This window comes from Ochrobactrum sp. AP1BH01-1, from assembly GCF_018066705.1.
Taxonomy (GTDB): domain Bacteria; phylum Pseudomonadota; class Alphaproteobacteria; order Rhizobiales; family Rhizobiaceae; genus Brucella.
In genome coordinates this window covers 163,219-176,632 of record NZ_JAGPOU010000001.1, presented here as the reverse complement: position 1 = coordinate 176,632, position 13,414 = coordinate 163,219, and the positions used below count along the sequence as shown (strand labels likewise).

The window sequence follows — 13,414 nt, the reverse complement described above, 5'->3', positions numbered from 1 at the left end:
TCAGACACAAAAAGGGCGCCAGTGGCGCCCTTTCTTTATTCCCTATCAATTTCTAAAGCTTGACCCAGCCACCATTCTTCTGTGAAGAGCGCACGCAGGCATCAATGAAAGCAACGCCCTTCAAGCCATCATCGACGGTCGGATAGATCACGGCACTGTCTGGCTTCTTGCCGTTCCGATGGGCCTCGATGGCATTGGCCGCTTCCGAATAGATCGTGGCAAAAGCCTCCAGATAACCCTCCGGGTGTCCAGCCGGTACGCGGGTCACGCGAGCAGCGGCGGACCCCACACCGGCACCGCCCCGCGTGATAAGCCGCTTCTGTTCGCCAAAAGGCGTGAACCAGAGATAGTTCGGGTCTTCCTGCGCCCATTCGATGCCGCCCTTCGTGCCATAGACGCGCAGGCGCAGCGCATTTTCATTACCGGGAGCAACCTGGCTGCACCACAGCATCCCCTTCGCCCCACCTGCAAAACGCAGCATCACATGCGCATTGTCGTCCAGGCGACGTCCCTCGACGAAACTGTCGAGGTCAGCGGCGAGGCTATCGAGCGTGAGGCCGGTCACGAAGGAGGCGAGATTGAAGGCGTGTGTGCCGATATCGCCGGTCGCGCCGCCAAGTCCGGATTGCGCCGGATCGGTGCGCCAGACAGCGCCCTTAGCGCCGGTCGCTTCAACCGCTTCGGTGAGCCAGTCCTGCGCATATTCCACCTGCACGACGCGAAGATCGCCAAGTTCGCCATTGGCGATCATTTCGCGCGCCTGTCGCACCATCGGATAGCCGGTATAATTATGCGTCAGGACGAACAAGGCACCGCTTTCGTCGGCAACCTTTTTCAGCTTCTTCGCATCGGCAAGTGTCGAGGTCAGCGGCTTGTCGCAGATGACATGGATGCCGCGGCGCAGGAACTCCTTGGCGGCGTCATAATGCACATGGTTCGGCGTCACGATGGAAACGGCTTCGATCCCGTTTTTCAGCCGCGCCTCGCGAATGGCCATGTCCTTGTAGCTGGAATAGATGCGATCTTCGGCCAGCCCCAGTTCTCGCCCCGAGGCCTGCGCCTTTTCCGCTGACGAGGACAAGGCACCTGCGACCAGTTCAAACCGGTTGTCGAGCCGCGCCGCCATGCGATGAACGCCGCCGATAAATGCGCCTGCGCCGCCACCTACCATGCCGAGGCGGATGCGGGGCGTTGCTGTTTCAGTGGTTTTAGCTTCGATGGTCATTGCGTCCTCATAATCCAAGCATGCGCCGGTTGGCGGCGTCATCGGTGCCGCCGGATGCGAAATCGTCAAACGCCTTGTCGGTAACGCGGATGATATGCGCCTTGACGAATTCCGCGCCTTCGCGCGCACCGTCTTCCGGGTGCTTCAGCGCGCACTCCCACTCAACGACGGCCCAGCCGTCAAAATCGTTCGCGGCCATCTTGGAGAACACCGCGCCGAAATCAACCTGCCCGTCGCCAAGCGAACGGAAGCGGCCCGCGCGATTGACCCAGCCCTGATAACCGCCATAGACGCCCTGCCGCCCGGTCGGATTGAACTCCGCATCCTTGACGTGGAACATCTTGATGCGGTCCTTGTAGATGTCGATATTGTCGAGATAATCGAGGCATTGCAGGACATAATGCGACGGGTCGTAAAGCATGTTGGCCCGCGGATGATTTTTGACCTGCTCCAGAAACATCTCGAAGGTCACGCCGTCGTGCAGGTCCTCGCCCGGATGGATTTCATAGCAGATATCGATGCCGTGTTCGTCGGCATGATCAAGGATCGGCTTCCAGCGTCTCGCCAGTTCCTCAAATGCCGTTTCCACCAGACCGGCGGGCCGCTGCGGCCACGGATAGACGAACGGCCAGGCCAGTGCGCCCGAGAAGGTCGCGTGCGCGCCAATGCCGAGATTACGCGATGCGCGGATCGCCATCTTCACCTGTTCGACCGCCCATTGCTGGCGCGCCTTGGGGTTTCCCCGCACTTCCGGCACTGCAAAACCGTCGAAAGCTTCGTCATAGGCCGGATGCACAGCAACGAGCTGCCCTTGCAAGTGCGTCGAAAGCTCCGTGACTTCAACGCCGTTCTGGCGCGCCACACCGGCAAACTCGTCGCAATAATCCTTCGATTCAGCAGCCTTTTTCAGATCGATCAGCTGGCTCGCCCATGTAGGAACCTGCACCCCGGCATAACCTTTTTGGGCGGCCCATTTGGTGATGCCATCCCACGTGTTGAACGGCGCTTCGTCGCCTGCGAACTGCCCGAGAAAAATGCCCGGCCCCTTGATCGTCTTCATCAAATTTCTCCTGAATATGCTCGGACCCCGCCATCGACCGGCATCGAGCAATTTGAGAGCGCGCTTCGCGCTGCATATCGGGATTGAAAAAGAAAAGCCGTGCGCCCGCTCCCGCAGGCGCACGGTATTTGATCACCTTAGAACGGCGAATCCGGGAAATAGAAATCCTTGGCGTTATCCTTCGTGACGAGCGTCGCATCGAGGATGTAATTGCCGCTCACCGGAATCTGGTCATAGAAATGACCGGCGGCAAGCTGCATTGCCGTGGACACCATCGCTGGCGGATAGAGAACGTCGACCGGCACAAGCTTGTCGCCATCCATGACCTTCTTGATCATGTCCTTGGAGCCCGCACCGCCCACGACATACTGAATGTCGGAGCGGTTCGCCTGCTTGATGGCTTCGAGAACGCCGACAGCCATGTCGTCATCCTGACACCAGACCACATCGATCTTCGGATATTTGGTCAGGAAATCCTGCATGACGCGGAAGGCATCGTCGCGGTTCCAGTTGCCATACTGACGGTCCAGAACCTTCACGTTGGAGCCTTCGATACCCTTGTCGAAACCATCCTGACGCTGCTGATCGATCGGGATCGGCAGGCCGCGGATGACGACGACCTGTGCATCGGGCGTGGTCTTCTTGATATATTCGCCAGCCACCTGTCCGAGCGCCGGATTGTTGCCAGCCACATAGAGATCGCGGATGGTGTTGTCGTTGCTACTCGGCGCGCGGTCGACCAGAGCGACAAAGGTTCCCTTGTCCTTGATCTCCTTGATGGCGTTGACGAGCGGATCGGGATCGGTCGGCAGGACGACCAGCCCGTCGAGGCCCTGTACGGCCAGATCCTGCAACGCATTGGCCTGCGATGCGGCATCGGGCGATGTCTTGACGATGACGTTGAGGCCTGGATGTTCTTCCATCAGCAACTTCGCCACGCGTTCGGCGTGATAGACGACACCCGCCGTCCAGCCATGATCGGCAGCCGGGATCGACACGCCGATCGTCACCTTCTTGTCCTGTGCGCTTGCCGCGCCGCCAAAGGCCAGCGCGCCCGCCGTCAAGGCGGCGAAAGCAAGCTTCATCAAATTCCCTCGCATAGTCTTCCTCCCAGTAAACGCGGGGCTCTCATTCCTCTCTGGCTGGAATCGCCCCACCAATCCCGCCAAAAACCGTAATTTCATCGCCGCGACAGCGAACGCTGCACCAGCATGGCGATGATGATGATCGCGCCCTGAATGGCCCCCAGCAGATACTCGCTGATGAAATTCGACAGGATCATGATGTTACCGATGAACTCCAGTATGAACGCGCCACAGATCGTCCCCCAGATACGGCCCACGCCACCGCGCATCAGCGTACCGCCGACGACGACAGCGGTAATGGCATTCAGTTCCCACATCATGCCGGTCTGGGCCGAGGTGGAGCCGAGACGCGGTACATAAAGCAGCACCGCAACAGCCACGCACAACCCTTGCACCACATAAGCAATAGTGCGCACCTTCTTGACCGAGATACCAGAATAGCGCGCCACATCTTCGTTGGAACCTGCCGCCAGCAAATGACGGCCATAGCGTGTGCGATAAAGCACAAAAGCTGCTAGCGCCGCCGTCGCAAAGATGAAGATAACGGGGACCGGAATGCCAGCTATGTATCCGGAGTAAACCGGGCGATACATGGCCTGAATTTCGGAATTGCGAAGGGTGATCGCGCCGCCCTGTGACAGCCAGGTCGTCAAACCTCTGTAGACCCCCATGGTTCCAAGCGTAGCAATGAAAGGCTCAATTCCGCCGACGGTAGTAATGAGTCCGTTCAGGAGGCCGCAGGCTGCTCCGAGTACCAGAGCCAGCAAGATGGCAACCAGCAGCAGCAGGACCGGGTCGGCAATGACGCCGGAATTGATGAAAAGGATCATCAAACTCGCCACAAAGGCCACCATTGATCCTACTGACAGGTCCAAACAACCTGAAGAGATTACATAGGTCGCGCCCACTGCAATAATCGCGATAAATGCGGCGCGTGTCATGACATTGAGCAAATTGTCTAGGCCAATGAAATTAGGACTAACAATAGCACCAAGTACAAGCAGCAAGGCGAGCGCAATGAACGGGGCAATTGCCCGCAAGTCCCAATCCTTGGATGTCCTCGGCACTCTGCTTTTATCGGTCGCAACCTGTGTCATCTACTTCCCACTTTATTGTTTTTATGCGGCGTTTTCGGCTTCAACGCCGGTTGCAAGCACGACGATGTCATGTTCCGTCATGCGCTCGCCTGTTACCTCACCGGCAATCCGCCCTTCCCGCATCACGACAATGCGGTCGCAGATGCCGATAAGCTCCGGCATTTCCGACGAAACGACGATGATCGATTTCCCCTCATCGGCCAGATTGGCGATGAACTGATAAATCTGCTCCTTCGTGCCGACATCGATGCCGCGCGTCGGTTCATCGATGATGACGATGGATGGATCGAGCATCATCATCTTGGCGAGCAGCAGCTTCTGCTGGTTTCCGCCCGAGAGCTGACCAGCCAGAATGTCCTTGCGGCCAGTACGAATATCGAACTCGCGGATTGCATCATCCAGCGCGGTGCGTTCCCTGTTGCGGTCTATCTGCAGCCCGCTCACGAATTTCTTCAATGAAGCAAGAGTGAGATTGACGCCGAGGTCCTTGGTCAGCAGCAGCCCTTTGCCCTTCCGGTCCTCGCTGAGATAAACGATCCCCGCCTTCTGGCTTTCATGCGCATTGCGGAAATGTACCGGCTTGCCATTATGGCGCGCATCGCCCTTGCTCGGTCGCAGACCGACGATACCTTCCATCAGTTCCGTGCGTCCCGCACCGACCAGACCGGCAAAGCCGAGTATCTCGCCCCGGTTGAGGTGAAAGCTCGCATCCTGAACATATCCTGGCACACTGAAATGCTCGATTTCCATAATGGCAGCGTTGTCATGCTGGCTTGCGCGGTCAGGATAGAGCTTTGCGACGTCGCGACCAACCATCAGGCGCGCCATATCAGACGGCTGCAATTCCGAGGCCAGATGTGCGGAAACAAGCTTGCCATCGCGAAGCACGGTCACACGATCGGATATTTCCTTCACTTCCGGAAGGCGGTGAGAGATGTAAAGGACAGCGACGCCCTTCGCGCGAATATCGCGAATGACTTTCAGCAGCGCTTCCGTCTCGAAAGGCGTCAGCGAAGCGGTCGGTTCGTCGAAAATCACCACACGATGCGGCACCAGCAGAACACGGGCAATCTGCACCAGTTGGCGCTGCGCAATCGACAGTGAACCGACAACCGCATCGGGATCGATATCGGCACCAAGATCACGGATGGCCTTGCGCGCGCCTTCGCGCATCGATTTGTCATCGACAACCAGCCCACGATGAAGCTCGCGACCGAGATAGATGTTCTGCGCGACGGTCAGATCAGGTGCGAGCAGAATTTCCTGATGAACCAGCACGATGCCCTGCGCTTCTGCCTCAACCGGCCCAGAGAAGGACACCGGCTTGCCATCCATGCGGATTTCTCCGCCCGTCGGCCGCTCATTGCCCGCCAGCAGCTTCATCAGGGTCGATTTGCCCGCGCCGTTCTCACCGATGATCGCATGAACTTCGCCGCCGAAAATGCGCAGATCGATATTTTTCAGAACCTGAACAGGGCCGAATGATTTGGAAAGCGACACGGCCTCCAGCAGCGCAGGCCTGCCATCCTCTTCCGGTGTGCTCATTGGCAGCCGTCCACGGCAACCCGCCGCAACTGACGCTTCTCAAATATGCTTTTGTCTGAAACTTCTGGCTGCACGTGAACTCCTCCCAAAGCATCACGATAAAAAGATTAGCCTTCGTTTTGAGGTACGTAAAGCAAAATATGTGCCCTACCTCATCATCGTGCCTCGCACAAAAGTCCGTCAGTCGTCCTGATGGATAGGCTCATCAACAAATGCACCGCCCTGATAGACGGCAAGTGCAGAATCCGGCGCAGGCCGCGGTGTCGTCTTTTCCAGTTCGGCGCGGAAGCGTTCGGCGTTGTCCTTCGGATGCCAGCCGAGGAAACGGGCATGGCTGTTATCCCACCACATCGAATCGTTGTTGGAAACGCCCCAGATGACGGGGCACCCCAGCATCGGTGCCCGGAAAACGCACTCGATCAGGCTGGCAAAATCGTCATAGGACATCCAGGTGGAGAGCATGCGATGATTGCGCGGCTCCTCAAAACAGGAACCGATGCGCACGATTGCCGTCTCCTGCCCGAACTTGTCGTGATACATGCTGGCAAGGGACTCGCCGAAACACTTTGAAACGCCGTAGAGGCCATCCGGGCGCGTGGGTGCCTTTGCGTCGATATATTCGTCCTGCCGGTAGAAACCGATCGTGTGGTTGGAGCTGGCGAAAATGATGCGTGGATGGCCATGCGCCCGCGCCGCTTCGTAGAGATTGTACATCCCGACGATATTCGCGTTGAGTATCTTGCTGAAAGACGCCTCGGTGGAAATCCCGCCAAGATGCAGGATGCCGTCACAGCCCTCGACAAGGCGCATGACCGCATCCAGATCGCCAAGGTCGCACTGAACAAGCTCTTCATTGGGGCTGGCTTCTCCCATATCGACAACATCGGAAAGGCGCAGCAGTTCTGCTTGCCCCACCAGCTTTTCGCGCATCACGCGTCCCAGTCCACCCGCAGCACCGGTAATCAGAAGTCTTTTCACGAAAATCTCCATTCGGACGGGATAGGGCATAATTCGACCGTTCGGCTTGCGGCCACCGACCCTCGCCTACGGTAATCCTATGGATGGAAAGGCAGCGTCCCCTCCCAGGCATATCGCCGCTTGAGCAATCATACATGCCCGAAGGTGACGGTCAACGCCGAGACCGCTTCAAGCCACTTTCGCGTTATGCGGATCGCTGATCCGGCAGCAGACTTGTCAGGTTGTCGATCAGCGGTGACCGGTTGTTCTTCATCGACACCAGGCCGAGCCGAGCCACAAGTGGCTCCCCTTCGATCGGTCTGTAAGTGACGCCAGCGAGCTTGATCTGCGCAATCGCAGCAGGGACGATTGAAACGCCGAGATCAGCCGCGACCAAATTGACGACGGATGGCATCTGCGGCGCTTCCTGCGCCACGATCATCTCGAAACCAGCGTTCCGGCAGGCTTCTACCACATCATCGTAAAGGCTAAGCCCGACAATGCGCGGGAAAAGCACGAATGCCTCGTTTGCCAAGGCTGAAATTGGCAGCTTCGGATGAACCGCAAGCGGATGATGACTTGGCAGGGCGATCATCATCGGCTCGTCCGCCAGCCGCTTCATACGCACATCCTTGGGGTTTTCCAGACCGGGACGGATAAAGGCTGCGTCCACTTCCCCCCGCAATACGCTCTGCATCAGAAGATGGCTGTTCATCTCCGTCAACGTCAGCCGGACATCGGGCCATCTGGCCCGAAACTTGCGGATCGTACCGCTGACAGCCGGATTGAACGCGGACGACGCGGTGAAACCCAATGCAAGCCTGCCGGTTTCCCCACGGGCCGCCCCTTGCGCCGCAAGCCTTGCCTTCTCTGCGGCGGCAAGGGAGGCTTTCGCTTCATCTAGAAAAGCCGTGCCTGCCGCCGTCAGTTCTGCACCGTGCGGCACGCGATGAAACAGCGCCACGCCGATCTCGTTTTCAAGATCGCGTATCTGCTGGCTGAGCGGCGGCTGGCCAATCCCAAGCTTCGCAGCCGCCCGGGTAAAATTGCCTTCTTCGGCAACCGCCAGAAAATAACGCAGATGACGCAGCTCCATCGCCATACCCAAAAGCTATTGCAATCGTTACTTTCATATATTGGACAAATGAAGCCCATTTGACTAGATCAAAATGCGGGAGGATTTGAAAAGGCAAAGTCATGTCCCGCCTCGCAGAACGCAGTCTCGACAGCGTCAGAACACAGGAAAGCCAGCTCAAGCTCGTTCCAGCTCCAGCGGCGCCCGAACAAAAACACTACCTCATCAAGGGTACACCGGCGTTTCGCAATGCGAGCATCGCACTGTTCCTGTCAGGCTTCGCGACCTTTTCGCTGCTTTATTGCGTGCAGCCGCTGATGCCGCTTTTCGCGCATGATTTTAACATCACGCCTGCGGCCAGTTCGCTGTCGCTTTCCGTTTCAACGGGTTTTCTCGCTTTTGCAATCTTCTGCGCCGCTGCCGTATCCGAACGCTTCGGACGCAGGACACTGATGTTCGTCTCGCTTCTTGGCTCCGCGCTCTGCACAATAGCCAGCGCGAGCGTGCCGGACTGGCACATGCTGCTGGTCATTCGCGGCTTGCAGGGTTTGTTGCTCGGTGGCGTCCCTGCGGTCGCCATGACCTATCTGGCGGAAGAAATCGACCCGCGCGGGCTGGGCGCATCGATGGGACTCTATATTGCCGGGAACGCATTCGGAGGCATGGCAGGCCGCGTCATTGCCGGAACGCTTGCGGAATATTTCTCATGGCGCGTCGGACTGGCAGGCATGGGCCTGCTCGGGCTCGCAGCATCCATCGGCTTCCTTCTCCTTCTGCCCCCATCGCAGAACTTCGTCCCGCAAGCTGGTTTCAATGCACGATTTCACCTCGGCGCGTGGATCGGCCACATCCGCAATCCTGCCCTGCCGCTGCTTTTTGCCATCGGCTTTCTGGTGATGGGCTCGTTCGTCACCATCTATAATTATATCGGTTTCCGCCTCGTTGCCGCGCCTTACAGCCTCAGCCAGACGGCACTCGGCGCTATTTTCACAGTCTACCTGTTCGGCATTGCAGCTTCGTGGCTTGCCGGCAAAATGGGCGACAGGCTCGGCTATTTCACCGTTCTTCCCATCGGCCTTGCCGTGCAGGCTGCGGGCTGTCTTCTCACCCTGTTTGCGCCGCTCCCCGTCATCGTCGCTGGCATCATCCTTGTCACTGTCGGCTTCTTCGTCAGCCATTCCGTCGCCAGCGCACTGGTCGGACGGCTGGCGCTCCAGACCAAGGGGCATGCATCGTCGCTATATCTGCTCGCCTATTATCTGGGCTCCAGCGTCGCGGGTGCGGCGGGCGGCTATTTCTGGATTGCCGACGGATGGTCCGCGGTCGCCGAATTCACCTTCGTCATGCTCGCCCTTGCTTTCGCAGCCGCGCTGGGCGCTGCCCGACTGTCAAGGCGAAACTGACGGCAGGCAAAAAGATAAAATTGCATGGAACCATATCCGTTGCGGCGCGTTCATGCGGCTCGGAAGGAGAATAAATGCATGCAAATTGTTGATGCTCTGGTCAAAAGGTGCGGCAAGGAAAATTCCTATCAGGTCGAATTCATCGGTGAAGATGGCGAAACTGTCTGCGTATCCTTCCGCCACGATTCCGAGGAAGAATTGAGCCACCACGATGCCATTGCAAGCGCGCTTGCAAAGATGGCGCCGCTCACGGCTTACGGTGCAGCGTTCATCAGCATCCTGTCGGCCAACAAGTTGAACACAGCCGCCACGGCTGCCTGACATTTTCCAGACCAAAGCCCTGCGATCCGAACGGACCGCAGGGCTTTTTGTATCCGCCGATCCGGCCTTTATGAACCAGTTTGGGATTGATATCCTTCTGGAAATTGCCTAGCTGCCAGACAGGAGCGAGGCAGTTGACGGAGGTGCGAACATGAGCGAGCTGGCCGATTGGCTATCGGACACCCATCCGATCACACGAAAGAACGCGGCGGAAGTCGTATTCGACGATATTCGCACCGCCATTACGTCGGGTCGCCTCGCCATCGGCACCCGCCTGCCCTCAGAAGCCCGGCTTGCAGGCCGGTTCGGCGTCAGCCGTCCGATCGTGCGGGAAGCCTTACGGTCGCTGCAGACGCTGGGCCTTACCCACACCCGAACGGGCAGCGGTACCTATGTCCTGAACACAGTCCCTGCGACGGAACTGAACTATGGCGGTTATTCGGCCCGCGATCTGATCGAGGCGCGCCCCTTTATCGAAGTGCCAGCGGCAGGCTGGGCGGCGCTACGCCGCAACGCCGGGCAATTAGCCCTTCTGCTGGAACTTTGCGACAAGATGGACAGGCAAACAGATCCCCATAAATGGGAGTTGCTGGATTCCGAGTTCCATTGCGCCATTGCCGAAGCCTCCGGAAACACGGTCTTTACCAAGATCGTGGCCGATGCGCGCGAGGCGCTTATCCAGCAATCCGAACTCGTCAATCTGATGTCCGGTCGCCGCGAAGCATCGAATGTCGAGCATCGCCGTATCGCCAAAGCCATCGAGGCCGGGTCGGAAGCCGAAGCCCGCGCTTCGATGGAAGCGCATCTGAGCAAGGTCAAGACCGCCGTTACGACCATCATCGGCAAGGATGAGGTCTAGGGCCAATCGAGCCTCCAAATATTTCCACAGGATCGAGCTCGCCATTCGTGCTGAACCGGGCCGTCACGGTGCTTTCACGCCATTTCAGCACAGGCCGATAACACTTTCTTCCTGCTGGTTTTTTCTCCGCTGAGAGATTTTCTGCAACGCACATGGGCCCCGTGAGTTGAAGCTCAATACTTGACGCACGTTCTCCGATATGCGTTAAACCGCACCCAAAACCTGTCATGCAGCTTTACAGAATAACTTTTCAGAAGGGGATGAGTTTCATCCCTCATTGAATGGCCAGCGGCGCGCCCTAATTGGCCTTGCACGCCCATGGTCGCCCCCAGCAACCCCGTGCTCTCAGGGAGGAGCGATGCCGACTGAAACCATAAAAGCCACCCCGGCCGAACGCGAAGTGTTCATTGAAGAGGATCGCGGCTATCACAAGGCCCTGAGACCGAGGCAGATCCAGATGATCGCCATCGGCGGCGCAATCGGAACCGGGCTGTTCCTCGGCGCGGGCGGACGTCTGGCGCTCGCGGGTCCGGCTCTGGTCTTCGTCTACGCACTGTGCGGCTTCTTTGCGTTTCTGGTGCTGCGTGCGCTCGGCGAACTCATCATGCATCGTCCCAGCTCCGGCTCGTTCGTCTCCTATGCCCGCGAGTTCTACGGCGAGAAGCTGGCTTTCGTGGCCGGCTGGATGTACTGGCTCAACTGGGCGATGACGTCGGTGGCTGACGTGACTGCGGTCGCGCTCTACATGAACTTCTTCAAGCACTACGTGCCTTGGCTGCAAGGCATCGACCAGTGGATATTCGCGCTGACAGCGCTTGTCATCGTGCTGTCGATGAACCTCATGTCCGTGAAGGTGTTCGGCGAACTGGAATTCTGGTTCAGTCTCGTCAAGGTCATCGCGCTGGTGACGTTTCTGGTGGTCGGCATTTATTTCGTCGTGACCGGAACGCCGATTGACGGTCATCCGGCGGGCTTCAGCATCATCACCGATAGCGGCGGCCTGTTCCCGAACGGCATATTGCCTGCCTTCATCATCATACAGGGGGTTGTGTTTGCCTATGCATCCATCGAGTTGCTGGGCACCACGGCTGACGAAACCGAAGACCCGCGCAAGGTCATGCCTCGCGCCATCCGCACCGTGGTCTTCCGCCTGCTCGTCTTTTACGTCGGTTCGGTTCTGCTACTGTCGCTGCTTCTTCCCTATACGGCCTATTCCGCGGGCGAGAGCCCGTTTGTGACCTTCTTCGGCAAGATCGGTGTCGAAGGGGCGGATATCATCATGAACCTGGTTGTTCTCACCGCGGTTCTGTCGTCGCTGAATGCCGGGCTCTATTCCACAGGCCGCATCCTGCATTCCATGGCGATCTCCGGCTCGGCACCGGCGTCCCTCGCCAGAATGAACAAGAACGGCGTTCCCTATATGGGCATCGCCGTGACCGCCGTCGTCACCGTCATCGGCGTCATTCTCAATGCCGTCGTGCCCGCGGAAGCGTTTGAAATCGCGCTCAATCTCTCTGCGCTTGGCATCATTACGGCATGGGGCGTGATTGTCCTGTGCCAGTTGAAACTGTGGCATCTTGCGCGTCGTGGCGAGATCGTGCGCCCGAATTTCCGCATGTTCGGCGCGCCCTATACGGGCATCCTCACCCTCGCATTTCTGCTCGGCGTGCTCGTCCTGATGGCGCTTGATTATCCGGTCGGCACCTCAACGATTGCTTCGCTGGCGATCATCGGCCCTGCCCTCATCCTCGGCTGGTATCTGATGCGCGAACGCATCCATCGACTTGCCGCCGAACGTGCTGTAGACGCCAGCATCCGCGGTAAGTAAGAGGATTCGGGAATATGACGCTTGCAACGCCCTCCATAGCGCTGATCACCACTGGCGGCACCATCGCCAGCAAGCGCGGGGAGAACGGAGCAAGCGCACCGGTCCTGTCGGGTGAGGACCTGGCTGGGCTGGTTCCGGGTCTCAAAGCGAAGCTTCGTCCTGTCAACCTGATGGCGAAGGATTCAGCGATCCTTACGCTCTCCGACATGCAGCGCGTCAGCAATGCCATTGACGCCGGAATGAAGGATGGTGAAATCGATGGCATCATCGTCCTGCATGGAACCGACGCGATGGAAGAAACGGCGCTGCTGGTGCAGTTGCAGTGTCGCATCGGCAAGCCGGTAATTTTTACCGGCGCGCAGTTTACCGCCGATCACCCCGACGCGGACGGCCCGGAAAATATCGCCACCGCCATTCGCCTTGCCTGCGATCCGGCCAATGCGGAAAAAGGTGTCCAGATCGCCTTCGGCGGACGCATCGTCCCGGCTTGGGGAGCCTATAAATTCAGCAGCGACAACGCCGATGCCTTTCGCTCCGCCCGTCCGGCCCTTGTCCAAAATCCGATGCTCCCTGCCCCTGTCGGCGATCGGCGCATCGACATGATAGCCATCTATCCGGGCTGCGACGCCCTCCACATTGAAGCGAGCATAACAGCCGGCGCCCGCGGCATCGTGCTTGCGGCGCTCGGTTCGGGCAACGCCACGCCTTGCGTTGTCGAAGCGGTCCGTGCGTGTTCGCGCCGCGATATTCCGGTCGTGGTTTCAAGCCGCGTGCCGGAAGGCTTGCTGGTCCCCGGTTATGGCGGCGGCGGCGGCGGATACGACCTTGCCGAAGCGGGTGCCATCCATGCGCGCACGCTTCGTCCCGGTCAGGCCCGCATTCTGCTTGCCGCACTGATCGCCAGCGGCAGCTCCAGAGATGCCATGGTGCACGCTTTCAGCGATTATCGATAAAGCGGT

General features: G+C 58.6%; 12 protein-coding genes. 5 read left to right on the top strand and 7 right to left on the bottom strand.

Going from position 1 to position 13,414, the window contains the following annotated elements; genetic code table 11:
- Positions 1–52: 52 nt before the first annotated feature.
- The 7 genes from J9800_RS00825 to J9800_RS00795 form a co-directional block, all read right to left on the bottom strand.
- The gene (locus J9800_RS00825) at positions 53–1,225 is read right to left on the bottom strand and encodes a Gfo/Idh/MocA family protein (RefSeq protein WP_114215110.1); all 1,173 of its coding nucleotides are present in this window, start codon (positions 1,223–1,225) and stop codon (positions 53–55) included.
- Between the two features lie 7 nt (positions 1,226–1,232).
- Positions 1,233–2,285, bottom strand: coding sequence for a sugar phosphate isomerase/epimerase family protein (locus J9800_RS00820; protein WP_114215111.1), 1,053 nt, complete (start codon positions 2,283–2,285; stop codon positions 1,233–1,235).
- Between the two features lie 137 nt (positions 2,286–2,422).
- A complete protein-coding gene (locus J9800_RS00815; protein ID WP_162792626.1) occupies positions 2,423–3,385 on the bottom strand; it encodes a substrate-binding domain-containing protein in 963 nt (320 codons plus the stop codon).
- 80 nt (positions 3,386–3,465) lie between these two features.
- Positions 3,466–4,467: an ABC transporter permease gene (locus J9800_RS00810; RefSeq protein ID WP_114215113.1), complete on the bottom strand. Its 1,002-nt coding sequence runs from the start codon at positions 4,465–4,467 to the stop codon at positions 3,466–3,468.
- A gap of 21 nt (positions 4,468–4,488) precedes the next feature.
- Positions 4,489–6,012: a sugar ABC transporter ATP-binding protein gene (locus J9800_RS00805; protein WP_114215114.1), complete on the bottom strand. Its 1,524-nt coding sequence runs from the start codon at positions 6,010–6,012 to the stop codon at positions 4,489–4,491.
- Positions 6,013–6,192: 180 nt separating this feature from the next.
- On the bottom strand, positions 6,193–6,990 hold the full coding sequence (locus J9800_RS00800; RefSeq protein WP_114215230.1) for an NAD-dependent epimerase/dehydratase family protein: 798 nt from the start codon (positions 6,988–6,990) through the stop codon (positions 6,193–6,195).
- A gap of 184 nt (positions 6,991–7,174) precedes the next feature.
- Positions 7,175–8,065, bottom strand: coding sequence for a LysR family transcriptional regulator (locus tag J9800_RS00795; protein WP_114215231.1), 891 nt, complete (start codon positions 8,063–8,065; stop codon positions 7,175–7,177).
- A gap of 101 nt (positions 8,066–8,166) precedes the next feature.
- Between J9800_RS00795 and J9800_RS00790 the strand changes: the two genes are divergently transcribed.
- The 5 genes from J9800_RS00790 (at position 8,167) to J9800_RS00770 (ending at position 13,408) form a co-directional block, all read left to right on the top strand.
- Entirely contained in the window at positions 8,167–9,447 is a 1,281-nt protein-coding gene (locus J9800_RS00790) for an MFS transporter (protein WP_114215115.1), read from the top strand.
- A gap of 78 nt (positions 9,448–9,525) precedes the next feature.
- On the top strand, positions 9,526–9,768 hold the full coding sequence (locus J9800_RS00785) for a hypothetical protein (RefSeq protein ID WP_010658600.1): 243 nt from the start codon (positions 9,526–9,528) through the stop codon (positions 9,766–9,768).
- Positions 9,769–9,919: 151 nt separating this feature from the next.
- On the top strand, positions 9,920–10,627 hold the full coding sequence (locus J9800_RS00780; RefSeq protein ID WP_114215116.1) for a FadR/GntR family transcriptional regulator: 708 nt from the start codon (positions 9,920–9,922) through the stop codon (positions 10,625–10,627).
- 358 nt (positions 10,628–10,985) lie between these two features.
- On the top strand, positions 10,986–12,455 hold the full coding sequence (locus J9800_RS00775; RefSeq protein WP_210845384.1) for an amino acid permease: 1,470 nt from the start codon (positions 10,986–10,988) through the stop codon (positions 12,453–12,455).
- A 14-nt stretch (positions 12,456–12,469) separates the two neighbouring features.
- A complete protein-coding gene (locus J9800_RS00770; RefSeq protein WP_114215118.1) occupies positions 12,470–13,408 on the top strand; it encodes an asparaginase in 939 nt (312 codons plus the stop codon).
- Positions 13,409–13,414 lie beyond the last annotated feature (6 nt).